Annotated in this window: 22 protein-coding genes; 19 read left to right on the top strand and 3 right to left on the bottom strand. The window is 58.3% G+C overall.

Going from position 1 to position 25,474, the window contains the following annotated elements:
* Positions 1-64: 64 nt before the first annotated feature.
* Positions 65-760 (top strand): FxDxF family PEP-CTERM protein, encoded by a 696-nt coding sequence (locus ACKF11_RS04465; RefSeq protein ID WP_407996113.1) that lies wholly within the window; start codon positions 65-67, stop codon positions 758-760.
* 720 nt (positions 761-1,480) lie between these two features.
* Here the strand turns inward: ACKF11_RS04465 and uvrA are convergent.
* On the bottom strand, positions 1,481-4,300 hold the full coding sequence (gene uvrA, locus ACKF11_RS04460) for an excinuclease ABC subunit UvrA (RefSeq protein WP_407996112.1): 2,820 nt from the start codon (positions 4,298-4,300) through the stop codon (positions 1,481-1,483).
* Positions 4,301-4,394: 94 nt separating this feature from the next.
* Here uvrA and ACKF11_RS04455 point away from each other — a divergent pair, with 94 nt between their 5' ends.
* The 3 genes from ACKF11_RS04455 (at position 4,395) to ACKF11_RS04445 (ending at position 7,398) form a co-directional block, all read left to right on the top strand.
* Complete coding sequence (locus ACKF11_RS04455; RefSeq protein ID WP_407996111.1) at positions 4,395-5,771, top strand: MFS transporter; 1,377 nt, start codon at positions 4,395-4,397, stop codon at positions 5,769-5,771.
* A gap of 2 nt (positions 5,772-5,773) precedes the next feature.
* Positions 5,774-6,283, top strand: a complete 510-nt coding sequence (gene ssb / locus ACKF11_RS04450) for a single-stranded DNA-binding protein (protein WP_407993233.1) — start codon at positions 5,774-5,776, stop codon at positions 6,281-6,283.
* A gap of 152 nt (positions 6,284-6,435) precedes the next feature.
* Positions 6,436-7,398: a PEP-CTERM sorting domain-containing protein gene (locus tag ACKF11_RS04445; RefSeq protein WP_407996110.1), complete on the top strand. Its 963-nt coding sequence runs from the start codon at positions 6,436-6,438 to the stop codon at positions 7,396-7,398.
* A gap of 10 nt (positions 7,399-7,408) precedes the next feature.
* Here ACKF11_RS04445 and ACKF11_RS04440 read toward each other — a convergent pair whose 3' ends face one another.
* Positions 7,409-9,187, bottom strand: a complete 1,779-nt coding sequence (locus ACKF11_RS04440; protein WP_407996109.1) for an EAL domain-containing protein — start codon at positions 9,185-9,187, stop codon at positions 7,409-7,411.
* A 246-nt stretch (positions 9,188-9,433) separates the two neighbouring features.
* Here ACKF11_RS04440 and gspG point away from each other — a divergent pair, with 246 nt between their 5' ends.
* The 11 genes from gspG to ACKF11_RS04385 all read left to right on the top strand — a co-directional run bounded on the left by gspG (position 9,434) and on the right by ACKF11_RS04385 (position 18,732).
* Entirely contained in the window at positions 9,434-9,862 is a 429-nt protein-coding gene (gene gspG, locus ACKF11_RS04435; protein WP_309565668.1) for a type II secretion system major pseudopilin GspG, read from the top strand.
* Position 9,863: 1 nt separating this feature from the next.
* Positions 9,864-11,045 carry a type II secretion system F family protein gene (locus tag ACKF11_RS04430; RefSeq protein ID WP_407996108.1) on the top strand — a complete coding sequence of 394 codons (1,182 nt, stop codon included), beginning with the start codon at positions 9,864-9,866 and terminating at the stop codon, positions 11,043-11,045.
* Positions 11,042-12,721: a GspE/PulE family protein gene (locus ACKF11_RS04425; protein WP_407996107.1), complete on the top strand. Its 1,680-nt coding sequence runs from the start codon at positions 11,042-11,044 to the stop codon at positions 12,719-12,721. The genes ACKF11_RS04430 and ACKF11_RS04425 overlap by 4 nt, the downstream gene beginning before the upstream one ends.
* A gap of 112 nt (positions 12,722-12,833) precedes the next feature.
* Positions 12,834-13,490: a hypothetical protein gene (locus tag ACKF11_RS04420; protein WP_407996106.1), complete on the top strand. Its 657-nt coding sequence runs from the start codon at positions 12,834-12,836 to the stop codon at positions 13,488-13,490.
* The gene (locus ACKF11_RS04415; protein ID WP_407996105.1) at positions 13,487-14,026 is read left to right on the top strand and encodes a hypothetical protein; all 540 of its coding nucleotides are present in this window, start codon (positions 13,487-13,489) and stop codon (positions 14,024-14,026) included. Before ACKF11_RS04420 ends, ACKF11_RS04415 begins: the two co-directional genes overlap by 4 nt.
* An 11-nt stretch (positions 14,027-14,037) precedes the next feature.
* On the top strand, positions 14,038-14,622 hold the full coding sequence (locus tag ACKF11_RS04410) for a hypothetical protein (protein WP_407996104.1): 585 nt from the start codon (positions 14,038-14,040) through the stop codon (positions 14,620-14,622).
* Complete coding sequence (locus ACKF11_RS04405) at positions 14,619-15,215, top strand: hypothetical protein (RefSeq protein ID WP_407996103.1); 597 nt, start codon at positions 14,619-14,621, stop codon at positions 15,213-15,215. The genes ACKF11_RS04410 and ACKF11_RS04405 overlap by 4 nt, the downstream gene beginning before the upstream one ends.
* Positions 15,216-17,162 carry a secretin GspD/PilQ domain-containing protein gene (locus tag ACKF11_RS04400; protein WP_407996102.1) on the top strand — a complete coding sequence of 649 codons (1,947 nt, stop codon included), beginning with the start codon at positions 15,216-15,218 and terminating at the stop codon, positions 17,160-17,162.
* Positions 17,163-17,166: 4 nt separating this feature from the next.
* Positions 17,167-17,640, top strand: a complete 474-nt coding sequence (locus ACKF11_RS04395) for a type II secretion system protein (protein ID WP_407996389.1) — start codon at positions 17,167-17,169, stop codon at positions 17,638-17,640.
* Complete coding sequence (locus tag ACKF11_RS04390) at positions 17,640-18,020, top strand: type II secretion system protein (RefSeq protein WP_309565660.1); 381 nt, start codon at positions 17,640-17,642, stop codon at positions 18,018-18,020. Before ACKF11_RS04395 ends, ACKF11_RS04390 begins: the two co-directional genes overlap by 1 nt.
* The gene (locus ACKF11_RS04385) at positions 18,007-18,732 is read left to right on the top strand and encodes a type II secretion system protein (RefSeq protein WP_407996101.1); all 726 of its coding nucleotides are present in this window, start codon (positions 18,007-18,009) and stop codon (positions 18,730-18,732) included. The genes ACKF11_RS04390 and ACKF11_RS04385 overlap by 14 nt, the downstream gene beginning before the upstream one ends.
* 677 nt (positions 18,733-19,409) lie before the next feature.
* On the opposite strand, the gene ACKF11_RS04380 is transcribed toward ACKF11_RS04385, so the two are convergent.
* Positions 19,410-20,000 (bottom strand): lytic transglycosylase domain-containing protein, encoded by a 591-nt coding sequence (locus ACKF11_RS04380; protein WP_407996100.1) that lies wholly within the window; start codon positions 19,998-20,000, stop codon positions 19,410-19,412.
* 265 nt (positions 20,001-20,265) lie between these two features.
* Between ACKF11_RS04380 and epsA the strand changes: the two genes are divergently transcribed.
* The 4 genes from epsA to ACKF11_RS04360 all read left to right on the top strand — a co-directional run bounded on the left by epsA (position 20,266) and on the right by ACKF11_RS04360 (position 25,457).
* Positions 20,266-21,063 (top strand): XrtB/PEP-CTERM-associated transcriptional regulator EpsA, encoded by a 798-nt coding sequence (gene epsA, locus ACKF11_RS04375; protein ID WP_287110106.1) that lies wholly within the window; start codon positions 20,266-20,268, stop codon positions 21,061-21,063.
* A gap of 257 nt (positions 21,064-21,320) precedes the next feature.
* Complete coding sequence (locus tag ACKF11_RS04370; RefSeq protein ID WP_407993220.1) at positions 21,321-22,106, top strand: PEPxxWA-CTERM sorting domain-containing protein; 786 nt, start codon at positions 21,321-21,323, stop codon at positions 22,104-22,106.
* Positions 22,107-22,187: 81 nt separating this feature from the next.
* Positions 22,188-23,585, top strand: coding sequence for a hypothetical protein (locus tag ACKF11_RS04365; protein ID WP_407996099.1), 1,398 nt, complete (start codon positions 22,188-22,190; stop codon positions 23,583-23,585).
* Positions 23,586-23,834: 249 nt separating this feature from the next.
* The gene (locus tag ACKF11_RS04360; protein WP_407996098.1) at positions 23,835-25,457 is read left to right on the top strand and encodes a ShlB/FhaC/HecB family hemolysin secretion/activation protein; all 1,623 of its coding nucleotides are present in this window, start codon (positions 23,835-23,837) and stop codon (positions 25,455-25,457) included.
* Positions 25,458-25,474: the final 17 nt, after the last annotated feature.

Genomic DNA, 25,474 nt, shown 5'->3' with positions numbered 1-25,474 from the left:
ATTCTTCTGTAGTGCCTGTGTTGTTGTTTTTTTAATAATATTTTTCAAATCAGAGAGGTTAATCATGAATGCCATCAATAAATTGATTGCTGCCGGCGTTCTCGCTGCCAGCGCTTTTACCGCCGTTCCTGCTTTCGCGGCTAACGCCTACAACGTCTATATCACCGAGTGGAACTACCAGAGCCGCGTTGCGGATGAAAAGGGCGAGTACATCGAGCTTACCAACCTTGGCCAATTCGATGTCGATTTCACTTACTGGAGCTACGACGACGACAGCCGTCAAAGCTTTACTTTCGACCTGTCCGATTTTGGTATCGTCAAGGTCGGCGAGTCCGTCATCCTGACCGAAATCAGCGCTGACTTGTTCCGTACCCGCTGGGGCCTGGATGACTCCGTCAAGATCATCGGCGACTTTAACCCCAATCTGGGCCGCGCTGATGAAATCAACATCTACGATGCCGATGAAAACCTGGTGGACCGCCTGACCTATGGCGACAATACCATTGGTGGTATTCGCGCACGCTACAACAGCGGTATTCCTGGCAGCGTGGACGTGCTGGGCGAAAACAACGTACACGGTTGGGTGTTGTCGCAAGTGGGCGATTCCGAAGGCTCCTGGCGTTCCACAGTGGGCGATATCGGCAGCCCTGGCCAGACCAACCTGACGATTGCGGCTGTACCGGAACCAGAAACTTATGCCTTGCTGCTGGCCGGTCTTGGCTTGGTAGGTTTTGCAGCACGCCGCCGTAAGGCAGCTTGAGCGGTAAAGCTAAAAGTACTATCTAAATGAAAACGGCTCTCCATAAGGAGGGCCGTTTTTTTTTATTAGGGCGAGCGCAGCGAAGCCAAGTCACTGTTGCTTTTGACGTTGGGTTTGGATTCCCCGTCTGGCTGCGCCAAGTAGCGCAGTGCTGGATGGAAATAAGGCTTGCGTCTGTCTGAGCGCAGCGAGTTCAGCAAGCCGCCATCCAGCACGAGCAACGCAGGGGACCGGGAGCTTTGCTCCCGGCGTAGACTCCGGGGTCGCCTTTTGTTTGGTTCCTGTATTTTGGCGAAGCAAAATAAAGGGACTCGCTGACAAGCGAAAGGCAACGGGTCAATGACTTGCGATAGGGGTCAAGACCACTTTCTAATCCAACAACTATCTAACTAAACCCATCCAATTCAACGAGCTCTGGTCTTTATCATTACTGAAGCGTGATGCAAGGAAGGGTTTCGCCCCGCCGGGCGAGTATCTTTCTTTTGTTTCGCCAAAAGAAAGATACGAAAGAAAAGGCGACCCGATTGTCTGCGTCCCTACACTACGTTCCGGGCAACCTGCGTTGCTCGCTTTTAATGGGGACTGGCTGAACTCGCTGCGCTCAGACAGACGCCAGTCCTGTTTCCATTAAAAGCTGCGCTACTCGGCGCAGCCAGACGGGGAGTTCAACGTCAACCCCATACTTGGCATTGCTGCGCTCGCCCTTATTTGGATGTTGTTTCAGCGTTTCAGCATTGATTTGAGGTATTTCCCGGTATAACTGGCCTTGGTATCAGCAACTTCTTCCGGCGTGCCGCAGGCAATCATGGTGCCGCCGCCATCGCCGCCTTCCGGGCCCATGTCGATGATCCAGTCCGCGGTCTTGATGACGTCCAGGTTGTGCTCGATGATGACGATGGTGTTGCCGTGGTCGCGCAGGCGGTGCAATACGTCGAGCAGCAATTGGATGTCGGCAAAATGCAGGCCGGTGGTAGGTTCGTCGAGGATATAGAGGGTCCTGCCGGTATCGCGCTTGGATAGTTCCAGCGCCAGCTTTACGCGCTGCGCCTCGCCGCCCGACAGCGTGGTCGCGGACTGGCCCAGCGTGATGTAGCCGAGGCCGACATCGAGCAGCGTCTGCAGTTTGCGGGCGACCACGGGCACGGCATCGAAGAATTCACGCGCCTGTTCCACGGTCATTTCCAGCACTTCGTGGATGTTCTTGCCCTTGTAATGGATTTCCAGTGTTTCCCGGTTGTAGCGGTGGCCCTTGCAGACGTCGCAAGGCACGTAGACATCCGGCAGGAAATGCATCTCGACGCGGATCACGCCATCGCCCTGGCAGGCTTCGCAACGTCCGCCCTTGACGTTGAAGGAATAGCGGCCGGGGCCGTAGCCGCGGGCGCGGCTTTCCGGCACGCCGGCAAACAGGTCGCGGATCGGCGTGAATACGCCGGTATAGGTGGCCGGGTTGGAGCGCGGTGTACGGCCGATCGGGCTTTGGTCGACATCCACCACCTTGTCGAAGAATTCCAGGCCGGAGATTTCCTCGAAAGGCGCTGGCTCGGTCGAGCTGCCGTAAAGATGCCGTGCGACCACGCGGTACAAGGTATCGTTGATGAGCGTGGACTTGCCCGAGCCTGATACGCCGGTGACGCAAGTGAGCAGGCCGACCGGCAACGCGAGGTCCACGTTCTTGAGGTTGTTGCCGCTGGCCTGCGTCAGCTTGAGCCAGCGCTTGGGATCAGGGACGTGGCGCTTCTTGGGGACGGCAATTTCCTTGGCGCCGCTGAGATATTGCCCGGTAAGCGATTGCGGGTTGTTCTGGATTTCGGCCGGGGTGCCTGCGGCCACGATGTTGCCGCCATGCTCGCCTGCCCCGGGGCCGATATCCACTACATAATCCGCTTCCATGATGGCATCCTGGTCGTGCTCGACGACGATGACGCTGTTGCCGATGTCGCGCAGGCGCACCAAGGTCTGCAGCAGGCGGTCGTTGTCGCGCTGGTGCAGGCCGATGGAAGGTTCGTCAAGCACATACATGACGCCGGTAAGGCCGGAGCCGATCTGCGAGGCCAGGCGGATGCGCTGCGCCTCGCCGCCCGAAAGGGTTTCGGCGGAACGGGACAGGGAGAGGTATTCCAGCCCGACATTGGTGAGGAATTTCAGCCGGCTGCCGATTTCCTGCACGATCTTGTCCGCAATGGCGAGCTTTTGCCCTGTCAGCTCGATATGCTCGAAGAAATGCAGTGCCTGGCGCAGCGGGGCTTCGCACACTTCATGGATGTTCTTGCCGCCTACCTTGACGTGGCGCGCCTCGCGGCGCAAGCGCGTGCCGCCGCAATCCGGGCAGGCTTGCGAGTTTAGGTACTTGGACAGCTCCTCGCGCACCGTGATGGAGTCGGTCTCGTGGTAGCGGCGCTGCAGGTTGTTGAGGATGCCTTCGAAGGTATGGGATTTTTCATACAGCTTGCCGCGCTCGTTGAGGTACTGGAAAGTGATCGCTTCCTTGCCGCTGCCGTTGAGCAGCACCTGCTGCACTTCATCGGGCAATGCCTCGAAAGCCGTCTCCAGGTCGAATCCGTAATGCTGAGCCAGGCTTTGCAGCATCTGGAAATAGAACTGGTTGCGCTTGTCCCAGCCCTTGATCGCGCCGCTGGCAAGCGAGAGGTGCGGGAAGGCGACCACGCGCTTGGGATCGAAAAAGCTGATCTGGCCCAAGCCGTCGCACTTGGGGCAGGCGCCCATCGGGTTGTTGAAGGAGAACAGGCGCGGCTCCAGCTCCGCAAGTGAGTAGTCGCACACCGGGCAGGAAAACTTGGCGGAAAACAGGTGTTCCTTGCCGCTGTCCATTTCCAGCGCCACGGCCTTGCCGTCGGCAAGGCGCAGCGCGGTTTCGAAGGATTCCGCAATGCGCTGCTTGACGTCGGCGCGCACCTTGAGGCGGTCTACGACGACGTCGACGTTATGCTTCACGGTCTTGGCAAGCTTGGGGACGCTGTCGAGCTCGTGAATCTCGCCATCCACGCGCACGCGTACGAAGCCCTGCGCCTTGAGTTCCTCGAACAAGTCCAGTTGCTCGCCCTTGCGGTTGCTCACTACCGGTGCGAGGATCATCAGCTTGGTGTCCTCCGGCAGCAGCAGGACGCTGTCCACCATTTGCGAGACGGTTTGCGCCTCCAGCTTGATGCCGTGGTCCGGGCATTCCGGATCGCCCGCACGCGCATAGAGCAGGCGCAGGTAGTCGTGGATTTCCGTGACCGTGCCCACGGTGGAACGCGGGTTGTGCGAGGTGGATTTCTGCTCGATGGAAATGGCGGGCGACAGGCCTTCGATCAGGTCGACATCGGGCTTGTCCATGCGCGCGAGGAACTGACGGGCGTAGGCGGAGAGGGATTCCACATAGCGGCGCTGCCCTTCGGCATACAGGGTGTCGAATGCCAGCGAGGATTTGCCGGAGCCGGACAGGCCGGTAATCACGATCAGCTTGTTGCGGGGCAAGTCCAGCGAAACATTTTTCAGGTTGTGCGTGCGTGCGCCGCGTATACGTATGTAGTCCATGGGGGTAGGGGCTGTTTACCTTGAGTTTGGTTAACGTCTGATGGGGCAACCTGTTAATATACGCAACTTCGCGTGTTGAATTCAATGATTTTTAATGTCACAGCCTGAACGCATGTCCCCGGTTGAACTACGGTCCACCCTGAGCCTGGCCTCGATCTACGGCCTGCGCATGCTGGGCATGTTCCTGATCCTGCCGATCTTCGCCATCTATGCGGAAACCCTGCCGTCCGGGCATGACCATTTCTATATCGGCCTGGCGCTGGGGGCCTATGGGTTGACGCAGGCCTTGTTCCAGCTGCCGTTCGGCATGGCGTCCGACCGTTTCGGCCGCAAGACCATGATTTACATCGGCCTGCTGATCTTTGCGGTCGGCAGCTTCGTCGCCGGCATGGCGGACGACATCCACACCATCATCATCGGCCGCGCCATCCAGGGCGCGGGCGCGGTATCCGCCGCGGTGACGGCATTGGTCGCCGACCTCACGCGCGAGGAGCACCGCACCAAGGCGATGGCGATGATAGGCGGCAGCATCGGCATCACCTTTGCGCTGTCGCTGATCCTCGGGCCTACCCTCAACCAGTGGATCGGGGTTTCCGGCATTTTCGTGCTCACCGGCATTCTGGCCTTGCTGGCGATGCTGGATATCAAATACCTGGTGCCCGATCCCGAAGTCAGCCGGTTCCATTCCGATACTCAGGCCGCGCCGGCCAAGCTGGGGCCTGTATTGCAGGATACGCAGCTGTTGCGGCTCAATTTCGGCATCTTCGCGCTGCATGCCTCGCACATGGCGATGTTCGTCGTGGTGCCGTTCGCGATCAAGCAGACCAGCGGGCTGAGCGAGAACGACCATTGGATGATCTACCTGCCGATCATGGTGATCTCCCTGGTCCTCATGGTGCCTGCCATCATCGTCGGCGAGAAAAAGGCCAAGCTTAAGCAGGTGTTCATCATCAGTGTCGCCGTGATGCTGATGGCAGAACTCGCATTCGGCCTCATGATCGACAGTTTCTGGGGCATCATGGCGGCGCTGACCACCTTCTTCATCGCCTTCAACGTGCTGGAAGCGATCATGCCTTCCACCATTTCCAAGCAGGCGCCTGCCGCAGCCAAGGGCACGGCGATCGGGGTGTTCAACACGGCGCAGTCGTTGGGCATATTCGTCGGCGGCGTGTCGGGCGGCTGGCTGTCCAGCCAATACGGATATACGGCGGTGTTCGCCTTCTGCGGCGCGCTCATGGTGCTATGGCTGGTCAGCGTGACGACAATGCGCGCACCTGCGGCGGTACGTAGTAGAATGTACCACCTGCCGGAAGGGCACGCGCATGATGCGGCGCAATTGTCGCGGCATCTGGCGGCGTTGCCCGGCGTGAAGGAGTCGGTTGTCTTGCCCGCAGAGGGCATGGTGATATTGAAAGTGGATATGCAGGCGGACTGGGATGATTCCGCAGCGCTGCAATTGATAAGGGGTTAAGGATGGCATCGGTCAATAAAGTAATCTTGGTAGGCAACCTGGGCCGCGACCCGGAAGTGCGCTATATGCCCAACGGCGAGGCGGTGGCCAATTTCAGCATTGCCACCACCGACAACTGGAAAGACAAGAACGGCCAGCGCCAGGAGCGCACCGAGTGGCACAATATCGTCATGTACCGCAGGCTTGCGGAAATTGCGGGCGAGTACCTGAAGAAGGGACGCCCGGTCTACATCGAGGGCCGCCTGCAAACCCGCAAGTGGCAGACCAAGGAAGGTCAGGACCGCTATACCACCGAGATCATTGCCGACCAGATGCAGATGCTGGGCGGTCGCGACGGTGGAGGCAGCGGCGGAGCGAGCTATGACGGCGGCGGCGATGACTTCAACCAGGACTACGGCCAGTCTGCTCCAAGGCAGCAAGCTGCACCTGCCCAGCGTCCAGCGCCCGCTCCGGCTTCCAAGCCCGCTGGCGGTGGCAACTTCGATGATTTCGAGGACGACATTCCGTTCTGATGTAAGGCAATGCTGAAATTCCAAGGCCCCGTTTCTACGGGGCTTTTTATTTGGAGTGCAGTGAAGCGAAGCATTTGCCTATAAAATAATATTGAGAATCATTATTGATAAAATATATAATGATTCTCAATAATGATTTTCGGAATTGCATCATGCATTCACTGCACAAATCCCTGAAAGCAGCCTTGTTCGCCGGTCTTGCCTTGGTCTCAAGCTCGGCCCATGCGCTCGATATCATTTTTGATTACCGGTTTGATCGCAACGGTTGGTTCAGCACCGATAGCGATGCGGGTTTGATGCGGCGCGGCGTGTTGCAGCAGGTGGCCTCGGTATTCAGCGGATTGGCCGACAACCTGTCGGCGATCCAGCCTGGCGCAGGCGATGGCTGGAGTGTGAGGTTCCAGCATCCCAGCTGGAACAGCTGGATCGAGAATGTCACGGTGATGGACTTGCATGTGCCGGAAAACAGCCTGGTGATTTTCGTGGGCGCATCCTCCTTCAACGGCTCTGTGCTTGGCGCTGCCGGTTCCGGCACTGTACGTGCCCAGGGCAGTCAGGAGTTCGTGGATGCCGTGGCGGTGCGCGGCCAGGAAGGAGCGCTGGATGAAATTGCCACGGATTTCGGCCCATGGGGTGGTTCCATCTGGTTCAATACTCATCATGACTGGTATCTTGGGTTGGACGACGACGGCTTGTCCGCTGGGCAACCGGATTTTTTGACGACGGCAACGCATGAGTTGGCGCATTTGCTGGGATTCGGCGCCTCTCCTGCCTGGCGGGCCCTATTGCAGCAAGGTGACGGTGGATGGGTCTTTACTGGTGGGCACGCGGTTGCGGTATACGGCGACGCCGTACCCGTGGATGGCGCAGGCGCCCACTGGGCCTATGGCGTGTATGGAACCATTGATGGTGTTCCTGTTGCCAACCTGATGGATCCCGGAACCGCCCCAGGAAATCGGGAATATATGAGCGATCTTGATTATGCGGCGCTGGCCGACATCGGTTGGCAGGTGAGCGCGGTGCCCGAGCCTTCGACTTTCTGGATGCTGCTGGGGCTGGTCGGGGTGTTCGGCCGCTGGCATCGCAAGCAGCCGCGCGCCATCGTCAAGAAGTAAACCCGCCTGCCTATATATTCGCCAGCGAATGCTGGCTGGCCTGGTATTTGTATTCCGTCACCCAGCGCGTGAATTTTTCTGCCGGCAGCGGCTGGGAAAAGCGGTAGCCCTGCACGAAGGTGCAACCGCTGCTTTCCGCCCAATGCAGCTCCACGTCCGTCTCCACGCCTTCGGCCACCAGTTCCAGCGACATGCTGCGCGCCAATGCCGCGATCGTCTTGACGATTTCCACATTGATCGGCTCGTGTTCTATGCCCTTGATGAAGGACTGGTCGACCTTGAGGCGGTCGATCGGGAATTTGCGCAGGTAGCTGAGGTTGGAGTAGCCGGTGCCGAAATCGTCAATCGCCAGTTTGATGCCGAGCCCGTGCAGCTTGCGCAACGTGCGCACCACGGCATCCGCATCCTGCATGAACATGCTCTCGGTCAGCTCGAATTCCAGATAGGCCGGGTTGATGCCCGTGTCGGTGACGATGTTTTCCACCATCTCGCAGAAGTCGTTCTGGTAGAACTGCATCGCGGAAATATTGACGGAGATGCGCATGGGCTGGAATCCGGCTTGCAGCCAGGCCTGGTGCTGCCGGCAGGCTTCGCTGATCACCCATTGGCCGATCGCCACGATCAAGCCGGTTTCCTCGGCAATCTCGATGAAGTGGATTGGCGTGAGCAGCCCGCGTTGCGGATGGTGCCAGCGGATCAGGGCTTCCTTGCCGACCACCCTGCCGCTGTCGAGCGCAATTTGCGGCTGGTAATACAGTTCGAATTCATTGCGCTCGATGGCTAGGCGCAGGTCGGTTTCCAGCGACATGCGGTCAAGCGAGTATAGCTGCATGCCCGCGGCATAATGCCGGTAGGTATTGCGACCGCTGCGCTTGGCTTCGTACATGGCCGCATCGGCCTTGACCAGCAAGTTGTTGGCGTCCTCGTCGTCGAGCGGATAGATGGCGGTGCCGATGCTGGCCGAGATGAAAACTTCGCGTCCCATGATCTGCTGCGGCAATTTCAAGGTGTCGAGGATGCGCCAGCACAGGCTGTCCAGGTCCTTCTGGCTGCTGATGTTGTCCACGATGATGGTGAACTCGTCCCCGGAGAGGCGGGCCACTGTATCCATCTCGCGCGAGCAGCGAGCCAGGATGCCTGCCAGCGCGATCAGCAATTGATCCCCAAAGGCGTGCCCCATGGAGTCGTTGAAGTGCTTGAACTTGTCCAGGTCGATGAACAGCAGGCCGACTTGCGCATTGGTGCGGCAGGCTTCCGCCAGCGTCATTGCAAGCCTGTCCATGAACAACACCCGGTTGGGCAGCTTGGTCAGCTGGTCGAAATGGGCGAGGTAGAACAAGTTGGCCTGCTTGCGCTGCGTGATTTCATCGAGCAGGTCGTGGCCGTTGGCGATGCCGGCGTACCGGCCCTGCTCCGTGACAATGAAGCCGCTCACCATATGCTGCATGCCCGCATCGATGATGATGCGCGAGATGTCGTCAATCGAGGTGTGACTGCTTACTACAAGCGGTTTGCGGTTCATGAATTCGGCAACTGGCTTCTTGCCGTAGATTTCATGGGTGTAGGGCTTGATGAAGGTTTCCATGAAGGCGTGCCGTTCCACTATTCCCACCGGCTGGTGCTGCGCGTTGACCACGGGCAGGGCAAAAATGTACTGGTTTTCCTGGAAGATCATCAGCACTTGCAGGCAGGGCATGTCGTCCGGTACGGGTGCCACTGTCCGCAGCAGGCGTTTGACCGTGGGGTTGTCGTCGCTGTGGTTGAATCTGAAGTGGGTTGCAGTGTTCATGAGGCAGGAGCCGGGCCTTCGTGTGGAAATCCTTCAATATGGGAAATCAAAGTGATCAGGTGATCACCATGTGCCGCCCAGATTATGCACGCGAAGATTGCAGAATTATGACGGCCTGCCGCAACGGAAGGCTTGATTGATGTAGGCAACCGCCTGGGTTGGGTTTAATGAAAACGTCATAAATCGTGGCTATGCTGGGCATCAAATCTTATGTATGAACGCCGGGTGGAACCTGGCAATGCCGCTATGAAGAACCCCTATTCAATGAATCAGCGCCAGGCAGGGTTTACCTTGCTGGAGTTGCTGGTGGTACTGGTCATCCTGGGTTTGCTGGTCGGTTACGTGGCGCCCAAGTATTTTGCCCAGCTCGGCAAATCCGAGGTCAAGACGGCGCGCGCGCAGATCGGCGCGCTGGAAAAAGCGCTGGATCAATACCGCCTCGATGTCGGGCATTATCCCACCACCGAGCAAGGCCTGCTTGCCTTGAACACCGCGCCTGCGGGCGAAAGCAAATGGGCAGGGCCCTACCTCCAGAAGAGCGTGCCGAACGACCCTTGGGGGCGGCCTTATCAATTCAAGTCGCCCGGAGAGCATGGGGATTTCGACCTCTATTCCCTGGGCAAGGACGGTCAGCCCGGCGGTAGCGATGACAACGTCGATATCGTGAACTGGTGATATGCGCTATCAGGTACGGGCGATAAGCGCGGGCCGCCTGGTGTCGCTGGAGTTCGAAGCCCAGCATGCGGAAGAGGCGGCGGCCAAGGCGCGCAGCCAAGGCTATGAGGTCCTGGCGACCAAGTCAGGTACGCAAGGTCTGGCCAGGAGTAAGCGCACACGTTTCCCCTTGCTGCTGTTCAGCCGGGAGTTATTGTCGCTGCTCAAGGCGGGCCTGGGGCTGGTAGAGTCCCTTGAGGGCATTGCCGAGAAGGAGCAGCGCCCGGAAATCGCCCAGGTGCTCAAGGGCGTGCTGGACGCGTTATACCGCGGGCAGACCTTCTCGGCCGCGCTCGCAGCCTATCCGTCCGCATTTCCTGGCTTGTATACCTCCATGGTCAAGGCCAGCGAGCGTACCGGGGACTTGCCCGAGGCCTTGTTGCGTTACATCGGCTACGAGCAGCAGGTGGAAGTGTTGCGCAAGAAACTCATCGCTTCCTCTATTTATCCCTTCCTTCTCATCACCGTGGGTGGTCTGGTGGTCCTGTTCCTGCTCGGCTACGTGGTGCCGCGCTTTTCCCAGATATATGCCGATGCCGGCGAGAACCAGGCCTGGATGCTCAGGCTGGTATTGGGCTGGGCCGACATCATGGAGGCCCATGGGCAGAGCCTGTTGCTCGGGGGTTTGGTTTTTCTTGGATTGACGGTGGCGGCGCTCATGCGCCCAGGCGTACGCGGGCGCATCATGACCATGCTATGGCGCTTGCCGGCGATAGGCGAGCAAATGCGCGTGTTCCAGCTGGCGCGTTTCTACCGCACGCTGGGCATGCTGTTGGAGGGCGGCATCACCATCAAACAGGCATTGGGAATGGCGCGCGGCCTGTTGACGGCCTCCATGCACCAGAGCCTGGACAAGGCGGCGGCATTGATCCGCGAGGGAAGGGCGATTTCAGAGGCGATGGAAGCCGCCGGACTGGTGACGCCGGTCTCGCTGCGTATGTTGCGCGTCGGTGAGAAAAGCGGCGAGATGGGCAAGATGATGGAGCATATCGCGACTTTGCACGACGAGGAAATCGCACGCTGGCTGGAGTGGTTCACCCGCTTGTTCGAGCCGCTGCTCATGATCTTCATCGGCCTTATCATCGGCGCCGTCGTGGTCATGCTCTATATGCCGATCTTCGAACTTGCCGGGAGCCTGCAATGAGCGCGGCGGAAACGATGTTCAGCCAGGCGCGCATGGCCGAGGCCCGCAGCCTGGCGGCGAGCAGTAACCGCAGCATGATGGATATGCTGCAGGGATTGTCTTCCCTGGACGACCAGGAATATGCGGCAGCTCTGGCCGGGGCCGTGCAACTGCGGCTTTTCAGCATGGAAGACCTGCATGCGATGCAGCCCACCTTCAATGTGATGAGCTTCACCATGGCCAGCCGCCTGCAGTGCCTGCCCTTGCGTGAAAACGACACCCTCTGGCTGGTGCTTGCCGACCCGTTCGACCAGACGGTGCTGGATTGGGCCGCGGAATGGATCCCGGAAAGCTTCCATACCGGGATCGCGCATTTCCGCGATATCGAGGCTTACCTGAGCCGGCACGAGGAAGATCTGCGCGCCATGGATGGCAACCTGATTGCCACGGGCGAGGCTGCCGAGGCGAACAAGACGGACGTGGAGCACCTGAGCCTGCAGAGCATCAACGCCGACAGCAGCCCGGTGATCCGCATGGTGAATTCCACGCTGTACGACGCCTTGAAGGCCGGCGTGAGCGATATCCATATGGAAAGCGTGGCCGCCGGGCTGGTGATCAAGTACCGCATCGACGGCGTGCTCGTCCATGTTGGCAGCATGCAGGGCGCAGACATGGCCGAGCAGGCGGTGTCGCGGGTGAAGATTCTTGCCGAGCTCGATATCGCCGAGCGCCGCGTGCCGCAGGACGGCCGCTTCAAGGTGATGATGCAGGGGCGCGACGTGGATTTCCGCGTGTCCATCATGCCGAGCATTTATGGCGAGGATGCCGTGCTGCGGGTGCTGGACCGGAAATCCCTCTCCGACCAGGCCAAGGGGCTGTCGCTCAAGCAACTGGGTTTTGACGATTACATCATCGAGGATTTCCGCCGGCTGGTGCGTGAGCCCTACGGCATGGTGCTGGTGACCGGGCCGACCGGTTCCGGCAAGACAACCTCGTTATATGCGGCCATCAGCGAGGTCAACCACGGCCACGACAAGATCATCACCATCGAGGACCCGGTGGAATACCAGTTGCCCGGCGTATTGCAGATTCCCGTCAACGAGAAGAAGGGGCTCACCTTCGCGCGCGGCTTGCGTTCCATTCTGCGCCATGATCCCGACAAAATCATGGTGGGCGAGATCCGCGACCCGGAAACAGCCCAGATCGCCGTACAGTCGGCGCTCACCGGGCATTTGGTATTCACCACCTTGCACGCGAACAATGTCTTCGACGTCATCAGCCGCTTCCTGCACATGAACGTTGAGGCCTACAGCCTGGTGGCGGCGCTGAACGGCGTGATGGCGCAGCGTTTGGTGCGCCTGGTTTGCCCGCATTGCGCCGAAGTGGTCGAGGCTAATGATGAATTGCTGCTGCAATCCAAGATCACGCGCGAGCAGGCAGCCCATTACCAATTGCGCCAAGGCAAGGGCTGCGGGCATTGTCGTGGCAGCGGTTACAAAGGCCGTAAAGCGATAGCGGAGCTGCTGGCGCTGGATGACGAGCTGCGCGAGATGATCATTGCGCGCGAACCGCTGCGCAAGCTCAAGGAAGCCGGCCGTGCGAGGGGCATGAAGAGCCTGCGCGAGGCGGCGCTGGAAGCCGTCGCGCGCGGCGAGACCACATTGGAGGAGATCAACCGTGTCACTTTCGTGGCGTGAGTTCCTGTTGCCAGACTGGTGGCGGTCCAGAGTGGTCATTCACATTCAGCCTCGGCATATTGCTTGGTCCCGCCAACGCGGCGGGCTAAAACCCAAAATGCTGGATCAAGGGGTGATGCATGTTGAACACCATGGCAAGGATTTGCAGCCATTGCTCGCGGCATTGCCGCAAGTGATGCGTGAGGCCCGCGCCGCAGGGGCAAGGGTCGAACTGGTGCTGTCGAATGCCTTCATGCGCTACGCCATCGTCCCCAACCCGGACGGGGCAGCCAATGGGGAAGAGCTGACGCTATTGTGCCGCCATGCTTTCCAGCGGGTGCATGGGGATGTCGTCGCGCAATGGAGTATCCAGCTCAGCCTGGCCGCGCTGGGCGGCAACGGGCTTGCCAGCGCGGTGGACCAGGATTGGCTGGATGCCCTGGCGGAGCATGTCAAAACGGAAAAAGGGCAATTGACCAGCGTGCAACCTGTGTTGGCGCATGCCTTCAACCGTCTTGCCAAGGTTGGGCAAGACGGTATTTTCGTGTTGCGCGAACCCGAGCGGCTGTGCCTGCTGGCCTGGCAAAACCGCAGCTGGTCTGCCGTGCAGCTGCAACCCGTGCTTGCCGACTGGCAGGCAACGCTGGACGCAGGCTTGCACAGGCTGCGTCTGCAGCTGGCGTTGCCGGAAACCACGCCGGTGCAATTATGCGAGCTTGTACAAGGGGATGTGCAGCTCCGCATGACGCCCTGGTGGGCGGATTGGTCCATGGCCGGAGGCATCGCATGAGGCTGGAGCTCAACCATGTGGCTCCAGCGGGCCAGGGCTCCCGTTACCAGGCGGGCCTGGCCGTTGCTGCGGTTGTGGCCTTGCTATGTGGCTGGCAGCTGATGAACATGCGCGCCGAGCGCATGGATATCGAGCAGAAGCTGCAGCAAATACAGGAGGCACGCAAGCCGGTGCAGGTAGCTGCAATCCAGCCGCAGGCATTGTCAGCCGTGCAAAAAGCAGAAATCAAGGAAGCCAACGGCATACTGGACGAGTTGGGCAGGCCATGGCCAGCCTTGCTGAACCGGCTGGAGCAGGTGGCCCAGCCGGAAATCGCCTTGCTGGCGATACGTCCTGACGCTGCGAAGGGCAAGCTGCGCCTCAAGGGGGAAGCCAAGGATATCGCCTCCCTGCTCGCTTATCTGCAATGGCTGGAAGGCGTGCCGGAAATGCATGACGTCGTGCTCGACGAGCATGAGATGATGGCAAAGCCGGAAGGCGAAGGCATGGCGCATTTCATCCGTTTCGGCATCACGGCCAGGTGGGGGGCTATGTGATGCAGCTTGGGATGGCCGCGTCTGTGGACTTCAAGTGGTTGCGATGGGCCATGCGCCGCGTGCAGTACCGGTTGGGTTGGCCCGGGATGGCCTTGGCCGCGCTGCTGGCGGCGACGGTTTGTCTGGTGGCGGTGTGGCTGGTGCCATTGCAAGCCGAAGTTGCGCAACTCCAGCAGCAATTGCAAGCGCAGGAGGCGGCGTTGCGCTTGCATCCCCAGCCGCAGCGCCAGCCCGTGAGTTCGCCGGAACAGGCATTGGCTCACGAGCTGGCCGAGTTTGACGCGCGCTTTTCCGGCATCCAGCAATTGCCGGACGAGCTGGGCGTGTTGTTCCGCCTTGCGGAAGGCCATGGCCTGCAAGTGGTCAAGGGCGAGTATTCACTTTCGGAAAAGAAGCAAGGCAGCGTGCGGCGCTTCGAGGCCAACGTGCCGGTGCATGGCAGCTACCAGTCGGTGAAGGCGCTGGTGCTCGACATATTGGACGCCTTGCCGAACGTGGCATTGGCCGAGCTTGGTTTCGAGCGCGGCGAGGCGATGGAGAATGAGGTCAAGACGCGCCTGCGCTTGGTGTTCTTCATCAGGAAGCGCGCCGCATGAAGCTGCAATTCACGCGGCATGGATTGCTGGCGCTGGGCTTGCTGGCGACCCTGGCCTTGGTGTTCAGCATGGAGGGCGAAGAGGATGCCGGATTGTTGCCAACCGCCCGGCCCGCGCGCTCCCAAGCTGCGCCATCAGCGCAGTCTCCTGTCAGCCGACATATCGAAACCCGGCAGCATTACCTTGACTGGGGCTTGCTGCAAGGGCGTTCCGTCGCGGCGGGAGCGGAGCAGGTGCGGGCGGATTTGTTCAGGCCCCAGCGCTGGTATGTGCCGCCGCCCAAGACGGCAGCCGAGCTGGCCCCGCCGCCAACGGTGCCGCAGCCGGGATTTGCCTATATCGGCAAGCTCGAGGACGGGCCGCAAGGCACCGTCATTCTGCTGGCGAGCGCCAGCCAGCTCTATTCCGTCAGCGTCGGCGGCAATATCGACCGTGCCTGGCGCCTGGACAAGGAGGACGACCAGAACCTCTACCTGACCTATTTGCCGCTTAATCTGCCGAAGACGCTGCTCAAGAAGAGCAAACTGGCGCCGGCCGCCAATCCTGCCAGCCATTTGCCGGGCGATCCGGATGATTTACAGGGGAATCTTTAAATGTTGTCGAGTTATGCATGGCGCGTCACTGGCCTTGTCAATGTAGTGCTGGTGTTGTCTTCATGCGCGCTGGCGCCCTGGCCCAAGCCTGGATTCCCGGGAGATACGCCCGAGGAGAAAATCACCAACACGCAGGCGGAACGCGAGAAAAAGCCTGAAGGCGTGAAAGAGCTGCAGCGCGTGCGTGTGGCGACCGAGCAGGGCGTCAACCGACTGCTGACCGAAGCCGAGGCGGCATTGCGCGACAGGCGCATGGCGGATGCGGGGGAGTTGTTCCGCCGCGTGTTGGCGATAGAGCCCGACAATCCCAGGGCGCAATCCGGGCAATTGCTCATCGAGAGCACGCGCAAGCATACGGAGCAGGTGCAGCACGCACGCCAGTTGCTGGAAAAGGGCGAGACCGACGCCGCGCGTGACATCCTGCACCAGGTGCTGCTGGAAGTGCCCCAGCATGAGGATGCCCTGCGTTTGCAGCGGGAGATCCGCCAGCAGCGCGCCCATGTGCGCATGGAGCCGCCCAAGCTGAAGCCTGCCTTCAATAAGCCGGTAAGCCTGGAATTGCGCGATGCCAATATCAAGATGGTGTTCGAGGCGTTGTCGCGCGCCACGGGCATCAATTTCATCCTCGACAAGGACATCAAGCCCGAGACCAAGGCCACGGTATTCATCAAGAAGTCGCCGATCGACGAGGCGATCGAGATGGTGCTGGCAACCAACGGCTTGCAGAAAAAGGTGCTGTCCGAGAACACTGCGCTGGTGTTCCCCAACACCGCCGCCAAGCTCAAGGATTACCAGGACCTGGTGATCCGCAACTTCTACCTCACCAATGCCAAAGCTAAGGATGTGTCCGCCATGGTGAAGACCATGCTTAAGACCAAGGATATCCATACCGACGAGCGGCTCAACATGATCGTGATCCGCGATACGCCCGAAGTGGTGCGCATCGCCGAAAAGCTGGTGGCGGCGAACGACCTGGCCGATCCGGAAGTGATGCTGGAGATCGAGGTGATGGAGGTGACGCGGGATAGATTGCAGGAGTTGGGTATCAGATATCCCACGTCATTAGAAGCATCTGCTGGTCTGTCAATTGATGCATTGAGAAGTAATAACTCGGGAACTTATGTGTTCAATAGAACACCGATGTTGAACTTTCTTAAAACTACAGGAGATATCAATGTATTGGCCAATCCACGCATTCGTGTGCGTAACAATGACAAGGCACAAATATTGGTAGGTGAGAAAGTGCCGATTATTACCACTATTGCAACGGCAGGGGTAGGCTCCTCGCAAACTGTCCAATATCTGGATGTAGGGTTGAAATTGGAAACGGAACCACGTATTACTCTGGATGATTTTGTCAACATCAAGATTGCGTTGGAAGTTTCATCTCTTGGCGAAAAGGTGGATGTGACAAATACAGACGTGTATAGAATTGGCACCAGGAGCGCGAGCACTTTACTTCGATTGAAAAATGGCGAAACTCAAATCCTGGCTGGATTGATTAATGACGAAGAGCGTAGAACTACTAGTAGAGTACCAGGCATAGGAGATATTCCATTATTAGGGCGTTTATTTTCTAATCAGGAAGATAGGCGCAGGAAAACCGAAATTGTTCTTGCTATTACCCCTCGCCTAGTCAACAACATTAACCATCCTGAATCCGAGGTCGTGGAATATTGGTCCGGCACGGAAAATGGCATCAGCGACCATCCGCAGATCAATGTGCCGGGCACCGGGGCTGCCGGCAATATGAGTCCACGCGAAATGATGATGCAGCGCTTGCGTCCTGCAGAGCCCGTTGCTCCCGAGCCGGAACCAGCTCCGGCTCAGGTGGAAGAAAGCCAGCCGGCGCAGGATGACTTCATGTCCACGCAACCCAAGCCGGTGGTGCCCCTGGTCACGCCTGAAGTCGTGGTGCCCAAGGCTGCGCCACAGCCGGCGCAGTAGCATGATGCCGCGCCAGGCCGGGTTTACCTTGATCGAGCTGGTGGTGACGCTGACCATCGTCAGCATACTCGCCAGTGCGTTGATCCCGCTTGGGCAGTGGAGCGTGAAACGCCAGCAGGAGGCCGAATTGCGGCAGGCCTTGCGTGATATCCGCAGCGCGATCGACGCCTACAAGAAAGCGGTGGAAGACGGCAAAATCATCGTCAATGCGGATGCTTCCGGCTATCCGCCCAACCTGGAAGTGCTTGCCAATGGCGTGCCGGACGCCAGCAGCGAAAAGAAGCGCCTAATCCGCTTCCTGCGCCGTTTTCCGCGCGACCCGATGTTCCCGGGAAAAGACGTGCCCGCGCAGGATACCTGGGGCAAGCGCAGCTACGCCAGCCCGCCCGATGCGCCGCAGGCGGGCGTGGACGTGTTCGACGTGTATTCGCTCAGTACCGGCACCGGCCTCAACGGCATTGCCTACCGGGAGTGGTGATGCCATTTAAGCATAAGCGGGGATTCACTCTGGTCGAGCTGCTGGTGGTGATGGCTATCCTCATGTTGTTGCTGACGGTCGCGGCACCCAAGTATTTCAACGGCATTGAGCGTGCCAAGGAATCCGCGTTGAAGCAGACACTGGTGGTAGTGCGCGACGCAATCGACAAGTTTCATGCGGATAACGCGCGCTATCCCGATTCGCTCGAAGAACTGGCCGAGCGCAAATATATCCGTGCAATCCCCATCGACCCGATCACAGAAAGCAGTGAAACCTGGCAGCTGGTGGCCCCGGAGGAAGAAATGCCGGGCGAACTGTACGACCTGCATAGCGGCGCGGAAGGGCAGGCATCGGATGGCACCCTCTATGCCGAGTGGTAGCGTACAGCGCGGCTTCACCTATATCGGCCTGCTCATGATGATCGCGGTGAGCGGCATCGGCCTCGCAGCGCTTGGCGAAGCCTGGCACACCGCATCGCAGCGCGAGAAGGAAAAGGAGCTGCTGTTCGCCGGAGGGCAGATACAGGCCGCAATCACGCGTTATTACCGAGAGACCCCCAGCCCGGTCAAGCAATATCCGGCAAGGCTTGACGACCTGCTGCTCGACAAGCGCGGTCCCAAGCCGCAACACCATTTGCGCAGGATTTATATCGACCCGATGACTGCCAGCAAGGACTGGGGCCTGGTCAAGGAGCAGGAGCGCATCGTCGGCGTCTATAGCCGCTCCAATGCCCGGCCGTTCAAGCAGGACGGTTTTGACGAGGCGCAGCAGGCCTTCTCTGGGGCGGAGAGTTACCAGGACTGGGAATTCTCCGCCAAGCAGGGGGCCGACAATGGCGGCGGCAATGCCAATGCCCGCAGCCCGGTCAATGCCGAAATGCCATCGGCTTCCGCATCGGCGGCTGCTCCTGCCAGCTCGCCTGTGGCAGCAGGCAATGGCAGTGGCGGGAACCCGGAGAAATATGCCAATTGCGGGGCCGCGCTTGATGCGGCCAACCTGGCCTGCCATAGCGGTTGCGGTTTGCTGACTTCGCCGGCTTGCCAGAGTTGCCTGGGAGCGGCGTTTAATAGTTATCGGCAGTGTTTGCGATAGAAAAGAATTAGGGCGAGCGCAGCGATGCCAAGTATGGGGTTTGACGTTGAATTCCCCGTCTGGCTGCGCCGAGTAGCGCAGATCTGTCTGGAAAAAGAGCTTGCGTCTGTTTGAGCGATAGCGAGTTCAGCAAGCTCCCAGACGGATTGAGCAACGCAGGGGACCGGGAGCTTGCTCCCGGCGCAGACTCCGGGGTCGCCTTTGCTTTGGTTACTTTTATTTGGCGAAGCAAATGAAAGTAACTCGCTGGCAAGCGAAAGGCAACGGGCCAATGGTCTGCAACAGTGGTCAAGACCATTGTTCCTTCAACAACCCAAATCCAATCCCATCAAGCTCAACGATTTTCCGTCTTCATCAATACTGCGATTGGCGAGAGGATGGGTTTCGCCCCGCCGGGCGAGTATCTTTCTTTTGTTTCGCCAAAAGAAAGATACGAAAGAAAACGCAGTTTCGGCGGAGCCAAAAGGCGACCCGATTGTCTGCGTCCCTACACTGCGTTCCGGGCAACCTGCGTTGCTCGCTTTTAATGGGGACTGGCTGAACTCGCTACGCTCAGACAGACGCCAGTCCTCAATCCATTAAAAGCTGCGCTACTCGGCGCAGCCAGACGGGGAATTCAAACCCAAGGTCAAAAGCAACAGCGACTTGGCTTCGCTGCGCTCGCCCTTGGTTTTGTGTTAATTCATGTTTTTGCTGATGCGCCGGTATGCCTGCAACACCCTGGGCACATAAGCCTGAGTTTCCGCATAAGGCGGAATGACATTGCCATGCCGTTTCACCGTGGCCGGGCCGGCATTGTAGGCGGCAAGCGCCAGGCTGATGTCGCCGTTGAATTCGCGTTGCAATTGACTGAGGTAGCGCGCGCCGGCCATGACGTTCTGTTCAGGATCGTACGTATTGCGCACTCCCAGTCGGCGTGCCGTGGCTGGCATCAGTTGCATGAGCCCGGTCGCACCGCGGGAGGAGACTGCCAGCGGCCGGTAGTTGGATTCAGCGTTGATGACGGCGTGGAGCAGGGCCGGGTCAAGCTGGGTGGCATGCGCGGCAGCCGCAACCGCGTCGTGGAAAGGCAATGTGCTGACGTTGGCCGAAGGCGGCGTGGCGGCGGATTCGCTGATGTGCCATGCGCAATCGTGCGATACCCCTGTATTGGAAATATACAGCGCCTCCTCGCTATCGCCATGCAGGCAGATATCGGCACGCGATTCCGGTATCAGGGATAACCAGCTCCAGAAAGCCAGGATGAATATCAAACCAAGTTTGCTCATGCCTGTTAGGGTGCCGAATCGATATGACATGCCCATGACGTTTGCAACATGCGGGACTAGTTCTTTGTGACTACGGCGGGCCGATATTTTGTCATGTGTTGTTGCTATAACCCTATGGGTCGATTGAAGGGATATGCTGTAGGCAATATATCTTTTGACATTGAAATAAGAATGCCACGCCGTTTTCACGGGATTGAAACCTGAGTGCCAGAGAATGCACGCTGGGGAGGACGGTATTTTGCTGCAACTACAATCAATCGGGGTTATGGACAACTATAACAAGGATCTCACGCCGGATCAGGCGAGCGCCTTTCTGGAAGTGGTCGATGCGTCCCTGCGTATTAAGAAGAAGGCGCAATTTTTTTCTTGGCTGCAAGGTCATTTTCAATTCCTGCTGCCGCATGAGGTATTGTTATGCGGCTTTGCCATCGGCGCGGGGCGGGTGTTTTCGCTGGAGACGTTCAGCAGCACGCGCTATGTGACAGATGCGCATGTGACGATTGCCATGCAGGAGGAATCCGGCGTAGTGATGAGGGCCATACGGGCCTGGCAGCAGACATCCCAGCCCGTGTTGGTGGACCCTTACCTCAAGGACGGCCATTTCGGCAGTTTCACCGTACCCAGGATCGACCATGGCAACCTGCAGGAAAGCGAGTTGCGCAATATTGCGGCTTACGGATTATCCTCCGCCGATGGCAGTATCTCCTCCTTCTTCTGTTTCTCGCGCGTTTCCGGCGAGCTGAACGCCAACCACGCCTACATGCTGGAGTTGCTGGTGCCTTATCTGCATTCCGTGCTGATGCGCGTCAGCGATAGCGTGGCCAATATCGGCGAGGTGCTGGGGGATGGGGCCACTGCAGGCCTGATTACCGCCCGGGAAAAGGAAATCCTGCAATGGGTGCACACCGGCAAGAGCAATTGGGAAATTGCCACCATTCTTGAAATCAGTCCGTTGACCGTCAAAAACCACATGCAGAACATCCTGCGCAAGCTGGATGTGCAGAACCGCAGCCATGCGGCTGCCAAGGCCTTTCGCCTGGGGCTGATCCGCCACCAGTCCTGATTTCCCTGTGCTGCGCTGTGATCTGCTGCGCGCCATTTCCAGAGCGTTTTTCATCCCGGGTTTTTGCTCAGGCGCTGCCTAGTCCTAAAGAACTAGGTCGGCACCATATCCACTTCACATTCTATTTTTAAGATGCCTCAAGTCGCGAATTTTGAGAAGGCGCAGTTGAGTACGTTCGGTAGTGTGCGGCGTGACGAATGTAGCGGCTCAAAGATGTTTCGTTCAGTTTTTTATGTCAATTTTCGGGAGTTATGACAATGAATATCAAGATGAAGGCTTTGGTTGCTGCCGCTGTTGCAGCAATGAGCGTTTCTGGCGCGGCGAATGCTGCATTGCAAACTAGCGCATCAGGTAATAGTAGTTTGGTTTTGACTGTAATAGATAAAGTGGATGGAAAGTCAGCAACCTTTGATCTGGGTTTTAGTTATTCAGATTTCGCAGTTGGTGCGGCTGGTTCTTCTGCAAGTTTTAGCTGGGATTTGAATTCTGGAAATTATGCTGATGCATGGAATGCATTGGTTGGTGCAAATGATCTGGTTTGGGGTGTTCTTGCCGCGGATAACGTAGGGAGCATCAATGAGGCTGGTTCGATGGGTTTCATTACTACTGTTCGTGATGGTCAAGTTCTGCCAACTAATTTGCGTATGGCTCAGTTCTCTACGCCAATGGCTCAGTTTGATAATTATCTAAATGGAAACAATAGGTTGGGAAATCATGGCACCGTTGAAAATGGTGCGAGTGTTGCTGAGCTTCAAGATGGCAATGCATATGGTGGAAATTACTACAGTCAGGACAAACTTAAAGGCTTTGGTCCCCTTGCTGTAAGTGCTGTGGGTGTTGAGCAAGATGTTGTGCAGTACTTCAGTGCTGTTGGTGCATTAGGCTCTCTGACCTACGTTCAATACGATGCTACTTTCAAGCTCGATGCCAACGGTCTTTTAACATACACCGTAGCTGCCGTACCTGAGCCAGAAACCTATGCCTTGTTATTGGCAGGCCTTGGCCTCGTAGGTGCTGCCGCACGCCGCCGCAAATCTGCTTAATTGCAGTCCCGGCTCCGTCTCAAAAGGGCGGAGCCGCCTTCCGTAGTTTTATTCAATAGATATCAATATTGGGAGATTCAAATGCAAATCAAACAGTTGATCCTGGCCGTTGCGGCCACTTTCGCCGCCGGTTCCGTGCTGGCTGCCCCTGTCACCCCTGCCCAGATCGGCGCTGCCCGCACTGCCGGTACATTGCAGGAAACCTGGATTTCCGGCGCTTCCGCTCCGACTTTCAACATCTACAGCGGCTTTGCGCTGGGTTGCGACGCCGATTCCATTTCCCTGTTCTCCAACTCCAGCTCCGACAGCAACGTGCGTCCTGGTTCCCTGGGTAACTATGCTGCCTATGCCTGTACCCGTGGCGGCGTGGTTTCCGTGGTTTACCACACTGTGGCCGATGGTTCCTGGAACGCTTATGCGCCTCACATTGACGGCACCCAGTTGCAGCGCCTGCGCCGCCTGGACCAGGCCAACTGCCAGGTTGCTACCGGTGCTTTCCCCGGCCATGTCAACTACAAGAGCTGCCAATTGGTCAATCCGGCTGCAACGCCTGATGGCGCAGTAGTCAGGCCTGCCGGCGGTTTCTCAGATGTCGAGGCTTCCCTGTTCGGTTTCGACGTATCTTCCGCAGGTACTGAAGCAGAAGCTTATGTCGGCCAGACTTTTGGCGTGGCCGTCAGCTTGCCGCTCTACCGTGCTTTGCAGGCTGCACAAGGCTTGACTCAGAATGATGATCCAGCCAATGCGCCTAATATCTCTTCTGCTCAATACACTTCCATTGTTGCGCGATTCTCTGGATACCAGACTGATTGGTCTCCAATCCTGGGCGCTGCAGGTGCCGGCAAGGCGATTTACCTGGAGCGTCGTGTGTCAACTTCCGGTACACAAGCCAGTTCCAATGCTCATTTCCTGAAGAACCCTTGTTCCAGCGGGTTAAATGCTGATTTGGCACCTGCTGGCGCTGGTGATTCTACAAGTACATTCGTAGTGACTGAACATAGCGGTTCCGGCAATGTTAAAGGTGCCTTGACGACTCGCGGTAACAATGGCGAGTTCGCCATCGGTGTATTGTCCATGGAAAACAACTGGCGTACTGACAGTGTAGCTAACCAAGGCTACCGTTATGTGAAGCTGGACGGCGTACATCCTGAGGCTGGCACGTTCAACGGCAACGGCAACGCCCTTGCTGATGGTGTCGAGTTTGCCCGTGAAACTGCCATCAACGGCGATTACGCATTCCATATCGAAATGCGCTCCTTCGTTGCCAACACGGCTGATGCTTTCGGCGCGCAGTTGATTCCTGAAATCACTGCCGCGCTGGGCAACCCAGCCAGTTGCTCCGACGTGCCACGCGGCCTGACCCTGAACCCGCTCGGCGGCTCCATCTGCAACAGCGCTGCTGTTGAAGGCGAGCTGCAAGTGGTTGCCAAGGGTACGCGTTTCGGCAACAACTGCGCTCCTCAGCAAATGTTCTTCTAAGTTGGTCATCACCAGGGTGTAAACCCAAGTCGTGCCCGAGCACTTCCCTGCGTAAACAGGGAAGTGCTTTTTACTCTGGATTCCGTCATGGGTGTGTCATATGGGCTTCATATGATAGGCGCGCCCGGCTTGCGCGGATTCAGGTCATGCAAGTCGAGAGCGGCTAATAAAGCAATTGGCGCTGGAACAAAGGCTCCGCCTGTTTTATTAGCCATTTTCCATATGTGAATTTCCAGGAAAGTATCAAGCGTGCGTTTATTTTTGTTATGTATGGCCGGGCTGCTGTACCTTGCGTCGATGTCCGGGCTTGCCGCCGCGGCTGATGGCGGCTTGCCAGGCGAGGAGGCATCCGCGGAAACGGTGGAAGAGCAGGCCGGGGAGGATCAGGCCAGGTTCGACATCATGGAGTTCAGCGTGAGCGGCAATACGGTATTGCCGCCTGGCAGGATAGAGGAGGCGGTGTATCCGTTTCTCGGCGAGGGCAAGACCATCGATGACGTCGAAGGCGCGCGGGCGGCCCTGGAAAAGGCTTTCCACGATGCGGGCTACCTGACTGTATTCGTCAACACGCCGGAGCAGGAGGTCGCCGACAAGACGGTCAAGCTGGAAGTACTCGAAGGCAAGGTGGAAAAGCTGCGGGTGGTGGGGGCTAAGTATTATTCGCTGGGCGTGATCAAGCAACGGGCGCCCGATTTGGCCGAAGGCAAGGTGCCTTATTTCCCCGATGTGCAGCGCCAGCTTGCCCGGTTGAATGCCCAGCCAGACCGGCAGGTGGCGCCTGTGCTGCGGCCGGGTAAGTCGCCCGGCAAGGTGGAAGTCGATCTCAAGGTGGAGGACAAGCTGCCGCTGCATGCCAGCCTGGAGCTGAACAATCGCTATATCGCTAACACCACGCATACGCGGCTCAATGGCTCCATTCGTTATGACAATCTGTGGCAGCTCGACCACAGCCTGAGTTTGAGTTTTCAGGTGACGCCGGAAGATACCAATGAAACGAGGGTGCTGTCCGCGACTTATCTGATTCCGACATTGGCGGGGGATTATTGGGCGTTCTACGGCGTGGTGTCGCGCAGCGACGTCAGCGCTATCGGGGATGTGAACGTGATCGGCAACGGTAATATTTTCGGCCTGCGCTACATTCATCCCTTGCCCGCGCCTGCGCTTTCCGGCTATTTCCACAATGTGACGCTGGGGGTCGATTACAAGGATTTCAAGGAGTCCACGCGCCTGATCGGCGAGGGGTTCAATACGCCCATCAGCTACATGCCTTTTTTTGCGGGATACGACAGTACCTTGCAGACGGCAAAGGGCACGACCCAGATGAACCTGGGCCTGACGTTCGCCGTCCGCGACCTCGGGTCGGATGAAGAGGAGTTCGCCATGAAGCGCTCCAGGGCCCAGGGCAGCTTTGCCTATTTGCGCGCGGACATCAAGCATACGCACACGCTGCCCAGGGAGTGGAAGTTGTTCGGCCGTTTGTCCGGGCAGGCGGCAGGCGCGCCCATTATCGCCAACGAGCAGTTTTTCGTCGGCGGCGCGGATACGGTGCGCGGCTATTACGAGGCCAGCGCGCTGGGCGACAAGGGGCTGTTCGGCACTGCCGAGCTGCGCACGCCCTCGTTGGCGAAATATCTCAACATGGATGGCGAACTGGTGGGTTCGGTGTTCTACAGCGCGGGCCAGGTGCGCATATTGCGGCCCCTGGACGAACAGCAAAGCGTGTTCAATCTGGCATCCGTCGGCGTGGGCCTGCAGTTGAAGAATTGGCACGGATTGACGGCAGGGTTTGATTTCGCCCGCGCGTTGCGGACGGCGGGAATGGTCGATAAGGGCGATTCCCTGCTGCATTTCAGGTTGGCGTACGACTGGTAAGCAAGGGTTTAGGAGGT

It is taken from the genome of Methylobacillus draconifructus, from assembly GCF_045984385.1.
In the GTDB taxonomy this organism is placed as follows: domain Bacteria; phylum Pseudomonadota; class Gammaproteobacteria; order Burkholderiales; family Methylophilaceae; genus Methylobacillus; species Methylobacillus flagellatus_A.
This window is presented reverse-complemented; position numbering and strand designations above follow the sequence as displayed.